Raw genomic sequence first — 20,347 nt, 5'->3', positions numbered from 1 at the left:
CCCGAGAAAATAATTTCCCGGGATTTTCTTTTTTTAATTAATTCTCAGCAGCTGGATTGAAAACCCTTTGCGCCAATTCTTGGTCAAAGAGATACAACGCAGACGGATTGTCTTTTACCATTTTGATCTTCGTAACCAAAAGCGATGCACTGGATTCTTCCTCCACCTGCTCATTGATAAACCATTGCAGGAAGCTTGTGGTTGCAAAATCACCTTCGTCGTTGGCGGCTTTCACAATATTAAAAATACTTTTAGTAACCAATCTTTCGTGGTCTAAGGCTTTTTCAAAGATTTCCTGAGCGCTGGAAAATTCGTGTGGTGGTTTGGGAATTTCATTTAATATAATAGTTCCGCCGATATCGTGCACATAGTCAAACATCTTGTCTGCGTGCATCAGTTCTTCTTTGGACTGCACCCGGAAATAGTTAGCTATCCCCTCCAAATCTTTGGTATAAAACCACGCACTCATAGAAAGATACAGCTGGGCTGCATATTGTTCTTTAGTAATTTGTTCGTTGATGAGATTTATTATTTTTTCACTTACCATAATTGTTATTTTTTCCAAATATAAAAAAAGAGCGGATAAAAACCCACTCTTTCACAAAATTAACCACTAAAAAATAACTTACTTAACTACGGCTGTATTTGCAGCTTTTCTTTTTTGAAAATGTTCTTTTCTCTCTGCCATTTTCTTCTCTTTCAGTGCCTGAAATTTTTTAAACTGATCAGGCGTTAAGATTTTCTGCATTTCTGCTTCATTATCTTTCATCATTTTCATTCGGTCTTGTTTCTTGGCTGCCATTTCCTGCTTTCTCTCTGCAGCTTTTTTCTCGTGTAAAGTTTTTATTTGGGCAACTTGCGCATCTGTAAGATTAAGCTCTTGCTTCATCTCCAGCATATGCGCTGCCTTTTTTTGTTCAAAATTTCCTTTTCTATCTGAAGTTGTCTGTGCAAATCCAAAAACTCCTAGTCCAAGAAATGCCGAGCTTAAAATTAATTTTTTCATTTTTTTCGATTTTAATATTTATAAATTTTATCTGTTTGTTGGATTTGTAATAATTTATATTGTTAAGTGATTGATGTTATAAATTTTTGTTAAATACTTTTATCTTGAAGTGAATCTCATTCCAGAACCTCTGTTTCCGCTTTCAGACTTTGGGGTAGAATTTCTCTGGATAGAACGTTCGTTACTTCTATTTTCTATTCTTTCAGAGTTTTGGTTTTGTCTGATACCGCCTTGATTTCTAATATTAGGAGAAGATTGATTTCGTATATTATCAGAATTATTTCCGCTTCTTATTCCTCCAAAATTATTATCTCTTGTTCCACCGGAATTTCTGATTCCTCCATTTTCATTAGTTCTGATTCCTGAGTTTTGCTGATTTCTGATTCCATTATTTTCAGAACCTCGGATTGCGCCCCAATTATTTCCGTTAGAACCACTTCTTGGATTATCATTTCTGATTCCGTTATTTCTGGTTGGGTTTATCATCCCTTGATTTCTGACATTTTCTCTAAATCCTTCTCGGAAATTTCCTCGGTTTACTTTATAGATATTAATATTCACATTTCTGTAAATCGGTCTTACCGGATAACGTCTTGCATAAAAGTTCACGCAACGGTTTCTGTAATACACAAACGGACTTGCACCACGGAAATAAACATTTTGATACACTACAAAGATTCTTGGACCAAGTATATTTTGCAAAGCATAAAATCTGTCATAATACCATCTGTCTGGGTTCCATCTGTAATAAGCATTCCAAGCGGCATATGAAGCAAAACGATTATTGAGTGCCAAAATCTGATCTATTTGGAAAGGCGTAAGTCTGTATTGGACAAAAAACTGATTCCAATTCACAGAGAAAACCGCATTTCGGTAGTCGTTATAATATCCTTTATAATATTGATCCGGATAATAATCCGTTGGATAGTTGTAATAATAATCGTCCGGATAATCGTAGGAATCATCATAATATTCGTATCCGTTATAATCGTTTGGATAAGTGTCATAATAATCTTGTGCAGAAACTAATCCTCCAAAAATAATAGCAAGAGTTAAAAATATCTTTTTCATTTGTTCTTATTTATTTTTGTTAATTATCAAATGGAACATTTTTAATGTTTCATTCCTTTTATTTTTAAATTAAGTTTGAAAATCCATTTTTTCCTTAAAATGAAACTTTCTATCTTTTGGATATTGACGAATAATAAAAGTTAAACGAAAATTTAGATTTCGAATCAAAATTCAATTCAAGAATCAAATTTATATCTGATAATCAGAGCAACAATTTTCAACAAAAAAAAGCCTTTCAAAAACTTGAAAGGCTTTAAAGTTTATTTTTGCGGATTAAAATCGGTCACTGTTTTCAACCCAACTTGCAATTTTTTGATTGAACCTGTCTTTGGTTTTCAAATCTTCCAATTTCAGATGCATTCTGTATCTCCAATAATGTGGGAAAACTGCAGGATTGTTGATTCTCTCCTCATCCATATTCGGATTCATCAATTCTTGATCGGTTGCCAAAAATTCCTGAATAGGGAAAATCGCCAACATTGCATCCGTGTAAAGATGCTGTTTCATTATCATTTCTGACAATTCCGGAGTTAGATCCCAAGGCGCAGTTCCATATTGACCTAATTGATGATTAAAATATTTCTGAGTCAAATTTCTATCTTCGTGCCACCATTGTCTTAGCGTAGAACTGTCGTGAGAAGACGCTGTAACAACGTTAAGATAACTTGCATTTTTTGGGTCGTACCAAGCGATATTTTCAGAAGGCATTCTTTGAACCTTCAAAGCGGTAATCGCCAACTTATCCATCACCACAGGAACCGAATCCGGAACCAATCCTAAATCTTCGCCACAAATCAACATTGTTGTAGAATTCAGTAAAGCCGGTAATTTTTCCATTGCTTTCTGATACCAAAGTCCATCCTGACGTTTGAAGAAATAATCATTGTAAACATCACTCAGTTTTGCTTTTTCCCAATCCGGAAGATATTTGTAAGAAGTCGTTTTTGCAATATTAAATCTTGGATGATAAACAGTTCCGTTTTCTGTTTCTTCAGTTAAAAACAAAACATTTCCAGCCAAAGAAATCAATTTTTCTTCTGCCCAATCCCAAGATTCTTTTTTGAAATAGTCTGTTAATTTTCTCTGGGTGTCAAATTCCGGTTTGAAAGTAATGGTTCCATTATGAGTATCAAAAAAATGATTTTGAACTTTGTCTTTCACATCTCCGAAGTTCTCCCAAAGAATCGGGTCATTCACAAACGGTTTTACATAACGGTCAAAATTAAACGGAATCTGTCTGCCTGCAAACTCTTTCTCAGTCACAGGAAGCGCCGGATAAAAATAACCCAACAAACCTTGAGTCGCAGAAATCGGCATTCTCCAGATTCTGAAAAATCCAAGAATATGGTCGATTCTCATGGCATCAAAATATTGTTCTAAGACTTTGAAACGTTTTTTCCACCATTGGTAACCGTCGGCTTTCATTACTTCCCAATTGTAAGTCGGGAATTCCCAGTTTTGTCCCAAATCCGAGAATTGATCTGGCGGTGCTCCAGCTTGAAAATCCATTCCGAACAATTCCGGCTCTGTCCAAGCTTCTACAGAATATCTATAAATCCCTATCGGCAAATCTCCTTTCACGGAAATTCCCAATTTATGAAGATATTCTACAGCATCTTGCAGTTGCAAATGCAATTGATACTGCACCCAAGCGTGAAGCATTAATTGAGAATATTCTTTATGTTTTGGTGAATAAAGTGTCGCTACTTTTCCGGCAACATATTTTTTATGAGTCTTCCATTCATTAAAATTGGGCGTTTTGTATTTGTCTCTTAAAACACAAAATGCAGAATAAGGCATCAGCCATTCCTCATTATCTTTAATGAACTTTTTGAAGTTTTTATCTTTAAGAATCGCTTCTTGATTTGCTTCGAAAACAGCCGTTGCGTATTTCCATTTTCCGGAAATCATCTGCTCGTAGTCAATCAGACTTAAAGCATTCAGTTCTGCTTTTTTTGCCTGATAATCTTCAACCAAATCTTTCGGCAAAGCATATTCTAATTTCTCTATCGAGAGATATTGCGGATGAAGTGCATAAACCGAAATCGCGGCGTAAGGATAAGAATCCGTCCAGGTGTAATTTGCAGTTGTATCGTTGATCGGCAAAATTTGGATGACAGACAATTTGGTTTCATTAGCCCAATCTCCCAATTTTTTGATATCAGGAAATTCTCCAACACCGAAACCGTCATCAGTTCTCAAAGAAAAAACAGGAACCGCAACGCCCGCAGAATGCCAAAGTGTGTGATTATCGAATTTGAAATAATGGTCCGCTTTCACATAAAGAATATCCTTATTTGGATTTCCAAAAACCCAACGATTTTCGTTTGGCTCTATGTAAAAAACTTTTCCTGTATTTTTATCTTTAATCGCGTATTTGTAAAGAATTGTCTGATGAGAATTAATTTCAACGCCGGTTTCCCAAACGCCGTAATCTGTTTCGCTCAGTTCAACAGCTTTTTCGTAATCCCAATTTCCCAGAGCATCCACATTTCCAACCAAAACCAATTGCCAATTTGGATGATAAAGTGGCGCTTCTATTCTGAAAAGATGCGTATGCTTCTTAACAACCGGTTGTTTTGCAGGCTGAAAACCTTGCAAACGATTATGCAGAATTTTGTTGGTTAAATAATTTTCAGGAAAGTTTTTGAGATTCCATTGGTCAAAGATTACAAATTCTTTAAAACTGTTTGGAAGATTGAGCTTGTGAAAAGGAATCTCTTCCTCCAAAACTTCCCCATCTTCGTTCACGACAAGATATTTGTAGAGAATTGATTTTGAAAAATAATCAATTTCTGTGGTCCAGTTGTTATTTTCGGAATAAGTCAAGTCGTAGTCCCGATGCTCGTTTTTGTCCTCAAACAGGCGCAAAACGAGTCGCTGGCCAACTTTTGTTCCGAAGTTAACACTAAAGTATAGTTTCATTTATTAAGGTCTATTAATATGGACGCAATTTAATGATTTATTGAATTATAAATAATATTCCTGTAAAAAAATCATTTTTTAGCAATTTTTTCCATATATGCACCAATATGATTATCCAAAGAAACGGTAAGTCCACCAATATTTTTGGCTTTCATATACATCAGAACTTTTTCATCTTGCAATGCAAACATTAGAAAATCATTGAATTTTTCGGGCGAGATTCCTGCTTCAGCAAAATATTCTAAGTCAATATTATTTTGAATCCAAGCCAAACCTTCTTGTAAGTCTTCGTATTTGTAAAGTCGTTTTAGTCGTCTGGATTTTCCACTAATAGCATCATAAATATTTTGAATATTAACTTTAGGTGGAATTCTTAGGAAATCATCGGCTAAATCGGCTGGTTTTTCACGGAGTTTTTCTGGTCCTTTTGGGAGTCCAATATCTGTTCTGAGTTTTTCTTCCTGAGATTCCGCAAGTCTTTTGTTGATGATTTTCACTTCTTCTATTTCCTGTGGCAATTGCTGAAGAACAACTTTGAATAAGTTATTGCTGATAATTATTTTCTCGCCTTTGTATCTTTCTTTAGCAAAACGAAGTTCGTCGCCAATTTTACCTTCAATGGAAAAATTTCCAACATTGTCTGAATAAACTTTTTGATTAGAAGTCATATTCACAATCAAAACCTTTGAAATAGGGTTGCTTTCCTCCGAAATCACTGTACCAGAAATCGTCTGAGAGCAAATTGCTATAGAGATTATGAGAAAGTAAAAGAATAGAAGTCTTTTCAAAATTGTTTAATTTTATTCAAAAGTAAAGTTCTTTACTAAAACAAAAATACGGTTTAACTTTCGTTAACCGTATTTTTGTCATTTATGATTGTAATGAATTTAATTCAGAACATAAGTCGTTCCCTCGCGCCCATCTTTCAGCTCGATTCCTTTTTCAAGAAGTTGATCGCGGATTTGGTCAGAAAGTTCCCAATTTTTGGATTTTCTTGCTTGATTTCTCAAATCAATCAAAACCTGCAAAGTTTGATCCAGCTTATCATTATTAGATTCTTCAATGGTTTCTAATCCTAAAACATCAAAAACAATGGCATTCAGGAATTGTTTCAAATCTTCATAATCTTCCGTCGAAATACTTTCTTTACCCAATTTTGAGGCCGAAATAAACTTCACCGCTTCGAATAAATGAGAAATCAAAATCGGACTATTGAAATCATCGTTCAAAGCTTCCAACACTTTTTCTTTCCAATTTTTATAATCAAAAGAAGATGTTTCTACTCCCTCCACCTGAACTTGCGTATTAAGGATTTTAACCGCTTCCATCAATCGATTGAAACCTTTTTCACTTGCCAACATTGCATCATTAGAAATATCCAAAACACTTCTGTAATGTGCCTGTAAAAAGCAAAACCTCAACACACTTGGATGAAAAGCCTTTTCAAAGAAATCATTATTTCCGGTAATCAATTCCATTGGAAGAATATAATTTCCGGTAGATTTACTCATTCTTTGCCCGTTCATAGTCAGCATATTGGCGTGCATCCAATACTTCACAGGCTCTACGCCGTTACAAGCTTTTCCTTGAGCGATTTCACATTCGTGATGTGGGAATTTCAAATCCATTCCACCTCCGTGAATATCAAATTGGTCGCCCAAGTATTTGGTACTCATAGCAGTACATTCCAGATGCCAGCCTGGGAAACCTTCTCCCCAAGGCGAAGGCCATTTCATAATATGTTCCGGCGATGCTTTTTTCCAAAGGGCGAAATCTTGTGGATTTTTCTTCTCAAATTGTCCATCCAAATCTCTTGTATTTGCAAATAATTCCTCAATATTTCTTCGGGACAATTCGCCATAATTAAGACCTCTCGCATTGTATTCCAAAACATCGAAATAAACCGAACAGTTACTTTCGTAAGCAAAACCTTTTTCTACCAATAGTTTCGTCAGTTCCAATTGCTCGATGATGTGACCAGTCGCAGTCGGCTCAATGGTTGGAGGTAACAGATTGAATTTCTTCAAAACCTCGTGAAAATCGACTGTATATTTTTGTACAATTTCCATCGGCTCCAGTTTTTCTAATCTGGATTGTTTGATGAATCTGTCATTATTGATATCGCCATCGTCCGTCAAATGTCCGGCATCGGTAATATTTCTGACATATCTGACTTTATAGCCAAGGAACTGAAGACTTCTGTAAATAAAATCGAAGGACAAAAAAGTTCTTACATTGCCCAAATGCACATTACTATAAACCGTCGGTCCACAAACGTACATCCCGATATTACCTTCTAATATGGGTTTGAAAAATTCTTTTTCGCCTGATAGCGAGTTGTATATTTTTAGTTGCATCTTTTTGTAAATGATGAATGATAGTTGATTAATGATTAAAATATTAACACAAAAATCAACAACAAATAATTGTTGTAATAAAGATTTTGTTCAATTCTTTTTTAAATTTTATCATTATTAATCAAATTTTGCGTGACTTCCTACATAATGCAGAAACTCTTGTCTTGTAATTGGATTCGTTCTGAAAATCCCGCTTAGTTCTGCTGTAATCGTAGAACTTGCCGTATCTTTTATTCCTCTGCAATTCACACAAAGATGTTTTGCATCGATGATACAAGCTACATTATTAGTACCCAAAGCATCCTTCAACGCATCCACTATCTGCATTGTCAGTCTTTCCTGTACCTGCGGACGTTTGGCATAATAATCTACAATTCTGTTGATCTTAGACAGACCTATTACCTCACCATTGGAAATATAAGCAACGTGCGCTTTTCCTATGATAGGCAAAAAGTGATGTTCACAGAAAGAATAAACCGTAATATCTTTTTCCACCAGCATCTGTCTGTACTTGTACTGATTTTTAAAAGTGGAAATTGCTGGTTTATTTTCAGGTAGCAAACCGCCAAAAATTTCATTGACATACATCTTGGCCACTCTTTTTGGCGAGTCCTTTAAAGAGTCGTCCGTCATATCAAGTCCTAAGGTATGCATTATTTCGGCAAAAAGCCCTTCAATTTTCCTAATCTTTTTATCGGGATCAAGCTCAAAAGCATCATTTCTCAGAGGTGTATGTTCCTTACCAGTGAAAACATCGTCATCATTATCCGGAAATTGTTCCATAATATTTTCGTAATAAGACGCAAAAATAAGGAAATTTTCAGACCATAACTATTGTAATTTTAAAGATTTGATTATAAAAAAGATAGAATCCCACAACGGCTAAAAAACTAAAAAAAAATTGAAATGATTTGAATTTTTATATATTTGCACCAAATTAACATTAATTAAAAATAAATATTATGTCAGACATTGCATCAAGAGTAAAAGCTATCATCGCTGATAAGCTTGACGTTGAAGAAACAGAAGTAACTCCAGAAGCTAGCTTCACTAATGATTTAGGAGCTGATTCATTGGATACTGTAGAACTAATCATGGAATTCGAAAAAGAATTCAACATTCAGATTCCTGATGATCAAGCAGAAAAAATTACAACTGTAGGTCACGCTATTGCTTACATCGAAGAAGTTGTAAATAAATAATATTTTATCTATACCAAAAAAATTTATGGAATTAAAAAGAGTAGTTGTAACCGGCTTCGGCGCTATTACACCCATCGGAAATAATGCTAAAGAATACTGGGAAAACCTTATCAAAGGAGAGAGCGGCGCTGCTCCTATTACTCTTTTTGATTCCACTAATTTTAAAACTAAGTTTGCCTGCGAGGTAAAAAATTTCAATGCGCTTAATTATTTCGATAAAAAAGAAGCAAAGAAAATGGACAGAAATTCTCAATTCGGCCAAATTGCCGCAAGAGAAGCCATTGCGCACAGCAGACTTATTGAAGATGAAGTGAATAAGGATCGTGTTGGAGTAATCTGGGGATCAGGAATCGGCGGACTGGAAACTTTCGAAACGGAAGTTCTTGGCTGGGCAGCTTCCAATAATATCCCAAGGTTTAATCCTTTCTTTATTCCCAAAATGATTGCAGATATCACGCCCGGCAACATCTCGATAGAGTATGGATTCCACGGACCAAACTACACCACGGTTTCTGCTTGTGCATCATCTGCAAACGCTTTGATAGATGCAAAAATGCTTATTAATCTTGGCAAAGCAGACGTTATCGTCTGCGGTGGTTCCGAAGCAGCTGTTACAGCTAGCGGAATGGGAGGATTCAATGCAATGCACGCACTTTCTACAAGAAATGATGATCCGAAAACAGCTTCGCGACCTTTTGATAAAGACAGAGATGGTTTTGTCCTAGGTGAAGGTGCTGGATGTATCATACTTGAAGAATATGAACATGCAAAAAAACGAGGAGCAACAATTTATGCAGAATTAGCTGGCGGCGGCATGAGTGCAGATGCACATCACATGACAGCACCCCACCCTGAAGGTCTTGGCGCTTATCTGGTAATGAAAAACTGTTTGGAAGATGCAGGTGTAACTGCTGACGAAGTAGACCATATCAATATGCATGGTACTTCTACTCCTTTAGGAGACATTGCAGAATCCAATGCTATTGCAAGATTATTCGGAGAGCACGCTTTTGATATTCAGATTAATTCTACAAAATCAATGACAGGACATCTTCTCGGAGCGGCCGGAGTTATTGAGGCTATTGCTGCATTGCACACTATTATACACGGAATTGTTCCGCCAACCATCAACCATTTTACTGACGATGAAAACATTGACAGCAGACTCAACTTTACCTTTAACAATGCGGTAGAAAAAAATGTTGACATTGCGATGAGTAATACTTTCGGTTTTGGAGGCCACAATGCGTGCGTTCTTTTCAAAAAAATATAATTTGAGGTTTTTATGGAGTTGAAAAATTATTTTTTCAAATTTCTTCCTAAAAACAGAACACAAAAACTTTCGGAAAAAGATCTTCTTTTTCGCAAAAATATTTCTCATATTGTGGGCTATAACATCCATAATCTGGAAATCTTTAAGGAGGCTTTCTCACTGAAATCCTCTACAAAAAGTACGAATAAAAAAAATTACGAACGTCTTGAGTTTTTAGGGGATTCTGTTTTAGGTACCATTATTTCTTGCCATCTTTTTCAGACTTACCCGAATGAAAACGAGGGGTTTCTCACGCAGATGAAATCCAAGATTGTCAATCGGAAAAACCTAAATAAGCTAGGTGAAGACCTAAAACTCAGCAGCCTTTTACAGGTTGATACATCCCAGATCATTCTGAGTGAAAACATTTCCGGTAACCTCCTAGAAGCGCTTATTGGAGCCATTTACCTTGATATAGATTATGAATTCTGCAAAAAGATAGTTCTGGACAGGATATTAACTCCTTCCACAATTAACAAGCTGGAAAACAAGATTATCAGTTATAAAGGCCTCTTACTAGAATGGAGTCAAAAAAAGAAAGTTTCTATTAGATACGAAACCTGCGAAGAAATTCAGCCGAATAAAACGATCTTATTTCGATGCCACGTTTGGTTACAAAATGAAAAAATATCTAATGCTCTAGAAGCTTCTAAAAAGAAAGCTGAAGAGAAAGCTGCTAAAAGGGCGTTTTATGTCCTGAGTAAAAAAGAAAATATTATTGAAAATCAAAAAACAATTTCTTAAGCTAGAAGAAGATCTTTCTGAGATCAATATAGGATTGATAAGACTTATAAAATCAATTCCTGAGCACGAATTTTTTTTTCTCCTGAACAAGATCAATGATTTTAATTTTAAAAGGATTGATGACATCGTAATCAGCGGAGAATATTTTGACCATTTTTTTTCAAGATATCAGGCCTATGATAAGTTTTCCAAGAACTGTTATAGCTTTATATCTAACAAGTCGATTCGTTCTGAGCAAAAAAAAGCACAAAACCAGCTTTTTTTAGATGAATCGAATATTAAATTTTTACTAAATCTGCATCAGGATGCCGACTACATTTTAACTAATTCTGATATGTTTACGGATTTTTCATTAATTTTGCTCCCTGAAAATCTTGTATTTCAAATTCAGGAATACTTATTAAGTTCTGATGAAGAACTTTATCAATTAATTCAATATTATGAATAAGAACCTAAAAAAAACAAAAATAATTGCAACACTAGGCCCTGCTACTTCTAGCAAGGAGACGATGATACAGATGATACAAGCTGGTGTTGATGTGTTTAGAATTAATTTTTCTCACGCCGATTACGAATTGGTGAAAAGAAATGTTGAGATAATTCGTGAAATCAATAAAGAATATGGTTACTCCGTCTCTATTTTGGGAGATTTACAAGGTCCAAAATTAAGAGTTGGTGTGGTGAAAGAAGGTTCTTTCCTTAACCCGGGAGACGTTCTTACTTTCACAAACGAAAAAATGGAAGGCGATGCGACTAAAGTTTATATGACTTACGAGAAGTTCCCTCAAGATGTAAAAGTTGGTGAAAGAATCTTGATTGATGACGGAAAATTGGTTCTTGAAGTTATTGAAACTAATAATTTAGATACAGTAAGAGCTAAAACAATACAAGGTGGACCATTGAGTTCTAAAAAAGGTGTTAATCTTCCTAACACCAATGTTTCTCTTCCTGCTTTGACAGAAAAAGATATCGAGGATGCTAACTTTATGTTGGACCTTGAGCTAGATTGGATCGCTTTATCATTCGTGCGTCACGCACAAGATATTATCGATTTGAAAGAATTGATGGCAAAACATCCAACCAATAAAACAAAAACACCAATCATTGCTAAAATCGAAAAGCCAGAAGGTGTTAAAAACATCGATGAAATTTTGATGGAGTGTGATTGCTTGATGGTTGCAAGAGGAGATCTAGGTGTTGAAGTTCCTATGGAGCAGGTCCCTGTAATTCAAAAAAATCTTGTTAACAAAGCAAGACTTTATGCAAAACCTGTTATCATCGCCACACAGATGATGGAAACGATGATTAATAGCTTGACACCTACAAGAGCGGAAGTAAATGACGTTGCAAACTCAGTTTTAGATGGTGCAGATGCGGTGATGCTTTCCGGAGAAACATCTGTAGGAAAATATCCTGTAGACGTGGTTAGAAATATGGCTAAAATTGTTAAGAATATTGAAAAAACAGCTTTATATTCAAAACTAAATCACGTTATAGAAGAAAAAATAAACTGTGTAGACGAGAGATTTATTACTGATAAAGTGTGCCGTTCAGCGGTTGATATTGCAAGATCTACTGGAGCAGAAGCTATTGTAACGCTTACGGCTTCTGGCTATACAGCATTTCAGATCTCAGCACACAGACCATCTTCTCACATCATCGTTTTCAGTTCTAATAAACGTGTTATTACTATGCTGAATCTGCTTTGGGGAGTTAGAGCATTTTATTACGATATGCAGAAATCTACTGATGAAACAGTAATTCAGGTGAATATGCTGACGCATAATTACGGCATTGTGGAACAAGGTGATTTTGTGGTGAATCTGAATGCAATGCCAGTTCATAATGGAGGCAAAACCAATACATTGAGATTATCTACGATTTAATAATATTCAATCAATATTTAAAAAATCCGAAGCATAAAACTTCGGATTTTTTTATTTTTATGGAATGATATTTAAGTAAAAAATAAGTTTTTTAACTTTCTCTTAGAACAAAAAATTAGCAATTAAGAATTAAAATGATTATTTTTGAGAATAATTTATTATTATAATGAGCAGTACTGACGATAAGAAAAAAGCACTCCAGCTAGTGCTAGAAAAACTAGATAAAACCTATGGAAAAGGCACCGTGATGACTTTGGGTGAAGATTCTGTAGACACTACAATAGAAGTTATTCCTTCCGGATCATTAGGAATTGATCTTGCTTTAGGTGTTGGCGGATATCCAAGAGGTAGAATTATTGAGATTTACGGACCTGAATCTTCTGGTAAAACAACATTAACGCTTCACGCTATTGCAGAGGCTCAAAAAGCTGGCGGAATCGCTGCTTTTATAGATGCTGAGCACGCTTTTGATAGAAATTATGCAGCAAAGTTGGGAATTGATCTGGAAAATCTAATTATTTCCCAGCCTGATAATGGTGAGCAAGCCTTAGAAATTGCAGACAATCTGATCCGTTCTGGAGCTATTGACATTGTAGTAATTGACTCCGTTGCCGCACTGACACCAAAAGCGGAAATAGAAGGTGAAATGGGTGACTCTAAGATGGGACTTCATGCAAGATTGATGTCTCAGGCATTGAGAAAATTAACAGCAACCATTAACAGAACAAAATGTACTGTCATATTCATCAATCAGCTTCGTGAAAAAATTGGTGTAATGTTTGGAAATCCGGAAACTACGACGGGCGGTAATGCGCTTAAATTTTATGCATCGGTAAGAATCGATATCAGAAAAGCAAGTGCTCCAATTAAAAATGGTGATGAAGCTATTGGTAGTAGAGTGAAGGTTAAGATTGTTAAAAACAAAGTTGCTCCTCCTTTTAAACAAGCTGAGTTTGATATAATGTACGGTGAAGGTGTTTCTAAAGTTGGTGAGATTCTAGATACGGCCGTAGATCTTGGAGTTGTCAAAAAAAGCGGATCTTGGTTCAGCTATGATGATACCAAATTAGGGCAAGGAAGAGACGCTGTAAAAGATGTTTTGAAAGACAATCCTGAACTATCCGAAGACATCGAAAATAAAATCAAAGAACTGATCAAACAAAAATAAAACAAAGGCTGTGAAAATTCACAGCCTTTTATATTATTTAAAGAAATATGTCACTCCAAGACTTATCACTTGTTCTGTTTTTTTCTTTGCGACATTTGCATCTAAAGTTGCAATTTCCTCAGGTGAATTCTTTAGATCGGGGAAAGCATCCGACAGACCTATATCGTATTTCAACGCCATTTCTAATTGTCTCTTATAACTAAAACCAATTCCTGCACCTAGTCCAAAATTGAAAGAATTGGCTTTACCAAAGGTTTCTTCTCGGTAGGAAACTTTTGCAGGGTTTTTCACCTTCTGATCAATAAGAAAATTGAATCTCGGGCCAATCAAGCCAAAAAATTCAGATTCTGCTTCGGAAAAATAGGCTTTAAAATTGATGGGAACACTTAGATAATTAGTAGCGTAAACGGCATGATCCCAACCTTTGGCTTTTTCATAAGTTTTATCGCCTCCTTCTCCTGCACCAAAATACAGAGCCTCTGCCTGAATGTAAAACTGCTCGGCAACACCAATAGGCACTTGTGCTGTAATACCCCCTAAAATAGAAAATCTAGGACCTGATGGGTTATGGGCATTTTTAACTCTGGAATATGTACCTCCAGCCACAAGACCAAATTCGGTTGACCTGAAATCTATTTGTGCCTTCGAAAAAAATGACATTAAAAATAGAGAACCGAAAAGGATTTTTTTCATATTCGTGTTTTATAAATTTCTGGCTCAAATTTAGACAAAAAAAATGAGAAGCTCTGCTGGAGCTTCTCAAAATATATTATTTATGAAATTGCTTTATGATAAAACAGCTGCTACAGTTTTCCCAATTTCAGCAGGAGAATCTACTACGTGAATTCCGTTTTCTTTCATAATTGCCATTTTAGCCTGAGCAGTATCATCTGCACCACCTACGATAGCTCCAGCGTGTCCCATAGTTCTACCTTTAGGCGCAGTTTGTCCTGCGATGAAACCTACAACAGGTTTCGTAGAACCACTTGCTTTATACCATCTAGCAGCTTCTGCTTCTAAAGATCCGCCAATCTCTCCAATCATTACCACAGCTTCAGTTTCAGGATCGTTAATAAACAGTTCTAAAGCTTCTTTTGTTGTAGTTCCGATGATTGGATCACCACCAATTCCGATAGCCGTAGAAACGCCATATCCAGCTTTTACAACTTGATCAGCTGCTTCATACGTAAGTGTTCCGGATTTTGAAACGATACCTACTTTTCCTTTTTTGAAGACAAAACCTGGCATAATTCCGATTTTTGCTTCATCCGAAGTGATGATACCAGGACAGTTTGGACCGATCAAACGAACATCTCTATCTTGGATATAATCTTTTACTTTCACCATATCAGCAACAGGAATTCCTTCCGTAATACATACAATCACTTTGATTCCGGCTTCAGCGGCTTCCATCACAGCATCTGCAGCAAAGGCAGGCGGTACAAAGATAATGCTCACGTTTGCTCCAGCTTTTTCTACAGCTTCAGCAACAGAATTGAAAACAGGCTTACCAAGATGCTCTGTCCCACCCTTTCCAGGGGTTACTCCTCCGACAACGTTGGTTCCGTAATCGATCATCTGGCCTGCATGAAAAGTACCTTCGTTACCTGTAAATCCTTGTACGATAACCTTAGAATCTTTGTTTACTAATACTGACATTTTTTATTATAATTTATTGATTTTACAAAGTTTTGTTATTCGCAAAAATAACGATAATAATTCAAAACTTTCTTGCTATTGAAGATTTTTTGAATTAATTAAATATGATTTACTTCAGATTTTTGAGTTTGACTTCTTTTCTGAGATACTCACGAAATTCTTCTGCTATTGGACCGAAATAAGTTCCTTTTTTAAGATTTCTGTTTACACCTGCTTTGGCAAGAAGAACAGTTCCTTTTTCAACTCTTACACCCGAGGCCATTCCTACTTGACCCCAAATTGTCACTTCATCTTCGATAATACAGCATCCCGCAATTCCCGTCTGCGAGGCTATCAGACATCTTTTTCCAACCACTGTGTCGTGACCTATCTGGATTTGATTGTCAAGAATACTGCCTTCCCCGATAGTTGTAGAAGCCGTTACACCACGGTCAATCGTGCAGCAATTGCCAATTTCCACATTATTTTCTATAACAACGTTTCCTACAGAAATCATTCTATCGAAGTTGCCGTTCAGCTTTCTATAATAAAAAGCATCGCCTCCAATAACTGTATTAGCCTGAATCACAACGTTATCACCAATTACCGTTCTATCTCCCAGCACAACATTTGGAAAAATGTGTGCGTTTTTTCCTATTTTCACATCATTCCCAATAACTACAGATGGATGAATAAATGTTCCGTCACCTACTTCCAAATCGTGAAGTTCTTCTTTGAAATTAGAAATCCTTGTAAAATGGGTATTGATTCTATTGAAATCCCGAAAAGGGTCATCCGAAACTAAGAGTGCTTTTCCGGCGGGACAGTCTACTTCTTTGTCGATTAAAATAACCGTTGCCGCAGATTTGAGTGCTTTGTCATAATATTTTGGATGATTAACAAAAACAATATCACCTGGCCTAACCATATGGATTTCATTGCTTCCCAATACTGGAAAACTCTCGTCTCCAATGTATTTTGCACCGATAATTTCGGCAATAGTTTTTAAAGTCTGAGGTTGATTAAAAGTCATTTTGATAAATGATTTTAAATTTATTATTAAAAAAGAAAAAGCTGGAAGATATAACCTCCAGCCTATAACTGCATCGAATTTTTACTTCACTCTTTCTAGATAAGAGCCGTCTTCAGTATTAACTTTGATTTTGTCGCCTGGTTCTATAAAAAGCGGAACCATTACCCTTGCACCTGTTTCTACTATTGCATTTTTAAGAGCGTTGGTAGCTGTGTTTCCTTTCACACCCGGATCAGCTTCTACTACCTCTAGATATACAGTTGGTGGGATTTCTGCAGAAAGTGGCACTTCATCTGCTTCTTTTAAAATAATGGTTACTTCTTCTCCCGCTTTCATAAACTGAGAATTTTCAATCATTTCTTTGTCAAGATAGATTTGAGAAAAGTCATCATTGTTCATAAAATGGAATCCGTTATCATCTTCATAAAGATATTGGAATTTTCTGGTAATTACTTTTACCTCATCTATTTTATGACCTGCGGAAAACGTGTTATCCACCACTTTTCCGTTGGTTACGGATTTCAATTTTGTTCTTACAAACGCTGGACCTTTTCCTGGTTTTACATGCAAAAATTCGATGACTTTGTAGATGTCATTGCTAAATTCTATACAAAGGCCTTTTTTGATATCGTTACTTGTTGCCATTAAGTTTTATATTCTCTTTATTATTATAATTTGTATAAATGTTAAATCATAAAGTCTAGTTATTACTTTTAATTTTATGATTCAAAATATTTCTTATTCTTTTGTTGATCCGTAACCTTTTACGATTCCTCTGGGTGAGTTTTGGATAAAAGTTATGATTTCGTCTCTTTCCATCGTAGGGAGCATTTCTTTTTCGATATACTCGATGGCTTGGGTGGTGTTCATCTTCATTTGGAAAATCGCTCTATAAATTTTCTGGATTTCAAAAATTTTATCATTTGTAAATCCCCTTCTTCTAAGCCCTACAGAATTAATACCTGCGTAAGAAATTGGCTCTCTTGCAACCTTAACATAAGGTGGAATATCTTTTCTGATGAGTGAGCCTCCTGAAATCATAACGTGCTTACCTATTTTTCCGAACTGTTGAACTGCGGACAGTCCTCCCATCACCACAAAATCACCAATCTCCACGTGACCTGCAATACCGCATCCGTTAGCTATTATAACATTATTCCCAAGTACACAATCGTGTGCCACGTGAGAAGTTGCCATAATCAGGCAATCATTTCCCACTTTGGTATAGCCCAATGCTTTTGTTCCCCGGTTTATGGTTACGCATTCCCTAAGCGTTGTATTATCACCAATAATGGTCTGGGTATCTTCTCCGTCGAATTTCAGATCCTGCGGAATAGCTGAAATCACTGTCCCAGGAAAAATTTTGCAGTTCTTCCCAATTCTTGCGCCATCCATTATCGTTACATTGGAGCCAATCCATGTTCCTGCTCCGATGACCACATCTGAGGCGATAGTGGTGAATGGTTCTACGGTTACATTTTTACCGATTTTTGCGCGAGGATCTACTGCTGTAAGCTGGTGAATCATAAATTACATTTTATTTTTTGCAACCTGAGCCATCAGCTCACCTTCTACAACTACGCTGTCACCAACATATCCGTAGCCTTGCATATGAACAATTCCCCTTCTGATTGGTTCCATCAATTCGATCTTGAAGATCACCTGATCACCGGGAACTACTTTTTTCTTAAATTTTACATTATCCATCTTTACAAAGTAAGTGGAATAATTTTCAGGGTCCGGGACATTGGCCAAAACCAAAATTCCGCCTACCTGTGCCATGGCTTCTACCTGAAGTACACCTGGCATTACTGGTTCTTTCGGAAAGTGTCCGACAAAAAACGGTTCGTTCATGGACACATTTTTTAGTCCAACCACATGTGTATCAGACAATTCTAAAATCTTATCTACCAACAGAAACGGTGGTCTGTGTGGCAAAAGTTTCATAATTCCATTGATATCGAATACAGGCTCAGCCTTGAGGTCGAAATCAGGAACATTTTTTCTTTTCTGCAATTTGTATTGTCTGTTTAATTTTTTCGCAAACTGAGTGTTCACAAAGTGTCCTGGTTTATTGGCAATTACCCTTCCTTTGATTCTTACACCAACAAGAGCTAAATCTCCGATGACATCTAATAATTTATGTCTCGCAGCTTCGTTTGGAAAGTTAAGGTTTAGGTTATCCAAAATTCCGTTCGGGCGGATAGAAACTTCATCTTTACCAAAAGCAACTTTCAGTTTTTCAGTTGTTTCCTGCGTCAGTTCTTTATCAACATACACAATAGCGTTGCTGATGTCACCTCCTTTTATGAGATTGGCGTCCAGTAACTGTTCCAATTCGTGAAGAAAGCTGAAAGTTCTGGCTGGTGCAATTTCGTCCCGGAACTCGGAAATATTTTTCATACTGGCATTTTGGGTACCCAAAACTTTGGTCCCAAAATCTACCATCGTGGTAATTTCGTAATCGTCTGCAGGTATCACAGTCAGTTCAGAACCAGTTGACGGATCAATATAGTTCATCACTTCTTTGATGACGAGATATTCTCTCGGTAAATCCTGCTCTACAATGCCTACTTTTTCAATAGCTTCTACAAAGAATTTGGAAGAACCGTCTAAAATTGGTGGTTCCGCACTGTTCATTTCCAAGATTGCATTGTCGATATCCATTCCAACAAGAGCTGCCAATAGATGTTCGCAAGTATGGATTTTGACGCCCAGCTTCTCGAGAGTAGTTCCCCTTTCTGTGGTGGTTACGTAGTTTACATCCGCTTCTACCTGCGGACGTCCTTCCAGATCAGTTCTTACGAACACAAATCCGGTGTTTTCCTTTGCCGGTTTAATGGTCAGATTAACTTCTCTTCCTGTGTGAAGACCAATTCCAGAAAGCTGGATGTCTTCTTTGATGGTTTTTTGTTTATCACTCATTGTATTAGTTTTGAGGCGGGAAGAATGACTTCTTTCTCCTGAGACTTTTACTCTGATTTTTTATTTTCTAATTCGTTTATTCTTTTGACAATCTCCGTAAAATTTCGGAAATGAACATAGTTTCTTCTGTAATCGCCGTAGTTGATTGCAGGCGAGCCATACAATATTTCTCCATCTTTAGCTGATGAATTGACACCACTCTGAGCCTGTATCTTCACCTGATTTCCTATTTTGATATGACCGACAATACCAACCTGTCCGCCAATTTGATTCCAGTCACCGATAACCGTAGAACCTGCAATGCCAGCCTGTGCAGCAATTACATTATTTTGTCCGATCTTCACATTGTGAGCAATCTGTATCAGATTATCAATCTTAGTTCCTTTTCCAATAATGGTTGAACCAATCGTTGCTCTGTCAATACTGCAATTGGAACCGATTTCTACATCATCCTCTATAATGACATTTCCCAGTTGAGGAATTTTTTTGAAACCTTCCGCTGTCGGCTGGAATCCGAATCCGTCTCCGCCAACTACCGTGTTGGAATGAATCACACAATTGTCTCCAACAATACAATAATCATAGATTCTTGCACCGCTGTCAATCTTACAATTTTTACCGATTTTCACTCCTTTGCCAATATAAACATGAGGAAAAATCTGCGTGTTATCACCAATTTTCGCCTTTTCTGAAACATATGTAAATGCACCGATGTAAACACCTTCGCCTACTTTTGCAGTTTCATGAAAAAAAGAACCTTGTTCTATTCCCGTTTTTCTGCCCTGCATTTCCTGATAAAGATTCATCAGAACCTGAAAAGAAAGATAAGCATCTTCTACAGCTATAATCACTGGATTGTAGGCTTTGTCCTCCAACAGATTTTCAGAAACGATGAGAACGGCACAGTCTGTATCATCCATATAATGAGCGAAACGACTTTGTCCCACAAAAGATAAGTGGCCTTTCTGGCCATTTTCGATTGGAGAAACACCTGTAATAAATGTGTTTCCGTCTCCAATGATCCTTCCGTTTATTAAACCGGCAATCTGCTCTGCACTGAATTCCATAGTTTGCAAAGAT

Annotated in this window: 20 protein-coding genes; 6 read left to right on the top strand and 14 right to left on the bottom strand. The window is 36.5% G+C overall.

The window, feature by feature from the left end:
* Nucleotides 1-37: 37 nt before the first annotated feature.
* The 7 genes from EGH73_RS07005 to folE form a co-directional block, all read right to left on the bottom strand.
* Complete coding sequence (locus EGH73_RS07005; protein ID WP_123281251.1) at nt 38-547, bottom strand: ferritin; 510 nt, start codon at nt 545-547, stop codon at nt 38-40.
* Between the two features lie 78 nt (nt 548-625).
* Nucleotides 626-1,006 carry a hypothetical protein gene (locus tag EGH73_RS07000; protein ID WP_123281250.1) on the bottom strand — a complete coding sequence of 127 codons (381 nt, stop codon included), beginning with the start codon at nt 1,004-1,006 and terminating at the stop codon, nt 626-628.
* A gap of 99 nt (nt 1,007-1,105) precedes the next feature.
* Nucleotides 1,106-2,077 carry a hypothetical protein gene (locus tag EGH73_RS06995; protein WP_123281249.1) on the bottom strand — a complete coding sequence of 324 codons (972 nt, stop codon included), beginning with the start codon at nt 2,075-2,077 and terminating at the stop codon, nt 1,106-1,108.
* Between the two features lie 273 nt (nt 2,078-2,350).
* Complete coding sequence (locus tag EGH73_RS06990; protein WP_123281248.1) at nt 2,351-5,002, bottom strand: 4-alpha-glucanotransferase; 2,652 nt, start codon at nt 5,000-5,002, stop codon at nt 2,351-2,353.
* Between the two features lie 71 nt (nt 5,003-5,073).
* Nucleotides 5,074-5,790, bottom strand: a complete 717-nt coding sequence (locus tag EGH73_RS06985) for a hypothetical protein (protein WP_148041686.1) — start codon at nt 5,788-5,790, stop codon at nt 5,074-5,076.
* Between the two features lie 99 nt (nt 5,791-5,889).
* The gene (gene cysS / locus EGH73_RS06980) at nt 5,890-7,359 is read right to left on the bottom strand and encodes a cysteine--tRNA ligase (protein ID WP_123281246.1); all 1,470 of its coding nucleotides are present in this window, start codon (nt 7,357-7,359) and stop codon (nt 5,890-5,892) included.
* A 117-nt stretch (nt 7,360-7,476) separates the two neighbouring features.
* The gene (gene folE, locus EGH73_RS06975; RefSeq protein ID WP_089769281.1) at nt 7,477-8,142 is read right to left on the bottom strand and encodes a GTP cyclohydrolase I FolE; all 666 of its coding nucleotides are present in this window, start codon (nt 8,140-8,142) and stop codon (nt 7,477-7,479) included.
* A 179-nt stretch (nt 8,143-8,321) separates the two neighbouring features.
* Between folE and EGH73_RS06970 the strand changes: the two genes are divergently transcribed.
* The 6 genes from EGH73_RS06970 (at nt 8,322) to recA (ending at nt 13,671) form a co-directional block, all read left to right on the top strand.
* Nucleotides 8,322-8,561, top strand: coding sequence for an acyl carrier protein (locus tag EGH73_RS06970; protein WP_002976354.1), 240 nt, complete (start codon nt 8,322-8,324; stop codon nt 8,559-8,561).
* A gap of 25 nt (nt 8,562-8,586) precedes the next feature.
* Nucleotides 8,587-9,834, top strand: coding sequence for a beta-ketoacyl-ACP synthase II (fabF, locus tag EGH73_RS06965; RefSeq protein ID WP_123281245.1), 1,248 nt, complete (start codon nt 8,587-8,589; stop codon nt 9,832-9,834).
* 12 nt (nt 9,835-9,846) lie between these two features.
* The gene (gene rnc / locus EGH73_RS06960) at nt 9,847-10,617 is read left to right on the top strand and encodes a ribonuclease III (RefSeq protein WP_089769277.1); all 771 of its coding nucleotides are present in this window, start codon (nt 9,847-9,849) and stop codon (nt 10,615-10,617) included.
* Nucleotides 10,592-11,065 carry an IPExxxVDY family protein gene (locus EGH73_RS06955; protein ID WP_089769275.1) on the top strand — a complete coding sequence of 158 codons (474 nt, stop codon included), beginning with the start codon at nt 10,592-10,594 and terminating at the stop codon, nt 11,063-11,065. Before rnc ends, EGH73_RS06955 begins: the two co-directional genes overlap by 26 nt.
* Nucleotides 11,058-12,503 (top strand): pyruvate kinase, encoded by a 1,446-nt coding sequence (gene pyk / locus EGH73_RS06950; protein ID WP_089769272.1) that lies wholly within the window; start codon nt 11,058-11,060, stop codon nt 12,501-12,503. Before EGH73_RS06955 ends, pyk begins: the two co-directional genes overlap by 8 nt.
* Before the next feature lie 166 nt (nt 12,504-12,669).
* Nucleotides 12,670-13,671, top strand: a complete 1,002-nt coding sequence (recA, locus tag EGH73_RS06945; RefSeq protein ID WP_164467775.1) for a recombinase RecA — start codon at nt 12,670-12,672, stop codon at nt 13,669-13,671.
* A 33-nt stretch (nt 13,672-13,704) separates the two neighbouring features.
* Here recA and EGH73_RS06940 read toward each other — a convergent pair whose 3' ends face one another.
* The 7 genes from EGH73_RS06940 to lpxD form a co-directional block, all read right to left on the bottom strand.
* Nucleotides 13,705-14,364 carry a porin family protein gene (locus EGH73_RS06940; RefSeq protein WP_123281244.1) on the bottom strand — a complete coding sequence of 220 codons (660 nt, stop codon included), beginning with the start codon at nt 14,362-14,364 and terminating at the stop codon, nt 13,705-13,707.
* Between the two features lie 93 nt (nt 14,365-14,457).
* Nucleotides 14,458-15,330 (bottom strand): succinate--CoA ligase subunit alpha, encoded by an 873-nt coding sequence (gene sucD / locus EGH73_RS06935; protein ID WP_089769266.1) that lies wholly within the window; start codon nt 15,328-15,330, stop codon nt 14,458-14,460.
* A 109-nt stretch (nt 15,331-15,439) separates the two neighbouring features.
* Nucleotides 15,440-16,342 (bottom strand): LpxD N-terminal domain-containing protein, encoded by a 903-nt coding sequence (locus EGH73_RS06930; protein WP_123281243.1) that lies wholly within the window; start codon nt 16,340-16,342, stop codon nt 15,440-15,442.
* Nucleotides 16,343-16,423: 81 nt separating this feature from the next.
* Nucleotides 16,424-16,987, bottom strand: coding sequence for an elongation factor P (gene efp / locus EGH73_RS06925; RefSeq protein ID WP_089769261.1), 564 nt, complete (start codon nt 16,985-16,987; stop codon nt 16,424-16,426).
* A gap of 93 nt (nt 16,988-17,080) precedes the next feature.
* The gene (gene lpxA / locus EGH73_RS06920; protein WP_089769259.1) at nt 17,081-17,869 is read right to left on the bottom strand and encodes an acyl-ACP--UDP-N-acetylglucosamine O-acyltransferase; all 789 of its coding nucleotides are present in this window, start codon (nt 17,867-17,869) and stop codon (nt 17,081-17,083) included.
* Between the two features lie 3 nt (nt 17,870-17,872).
* Nucleotides 17,873-19,267, bottom strand: a complete 1,395-nt coding sequence (locus EGH73_RS06915) for a bifunctional UDP-3-O-[3-hydroxymyristoyl] N-acetylglucosamine deacetylase/3-hydroxyacyl-ACP dehydratase (protein ID WP_123281242.1) — start codon at nt 19,265-19,267, stop codon at nt 17,873-17,875.
* A 47-nt stretch (nt 19,268-19,314) separates the two neighbouring features.
* Nucleotides 19,315-20,334 carry a UDP-3-O-(3-hydroxymyristoyl)glucosamine N-acyltransferase gene (gene lpxD / locus EGH73_RS06910; protein ID WP_123281241.1) on the bottom strand — a complete coding sequence of 340 codons (1,020 nt, stop codon included), beginning with the start codon at nt 20,332-20,334 and terminating at the stop codon, nt 19,315-19,317.
* Between the last annotated feature and the right edge of the window lie 13 nt (nt 20,335-20,347).

Source organism: Epilithonimonas hominis (assembly GCF_003730015.1).
Taxonomy (GTDB): Bacteria; Bacteroidota; Bacteroidia; order Flavobacteriales; family Weeksellaceae; genus Epilithonimonas; species Epilithonimonas hominis.
Note: the sequence above shows the minus strand (reverse complement) of the source record. Positions and strands in the feature narration are given on the sequence as shown.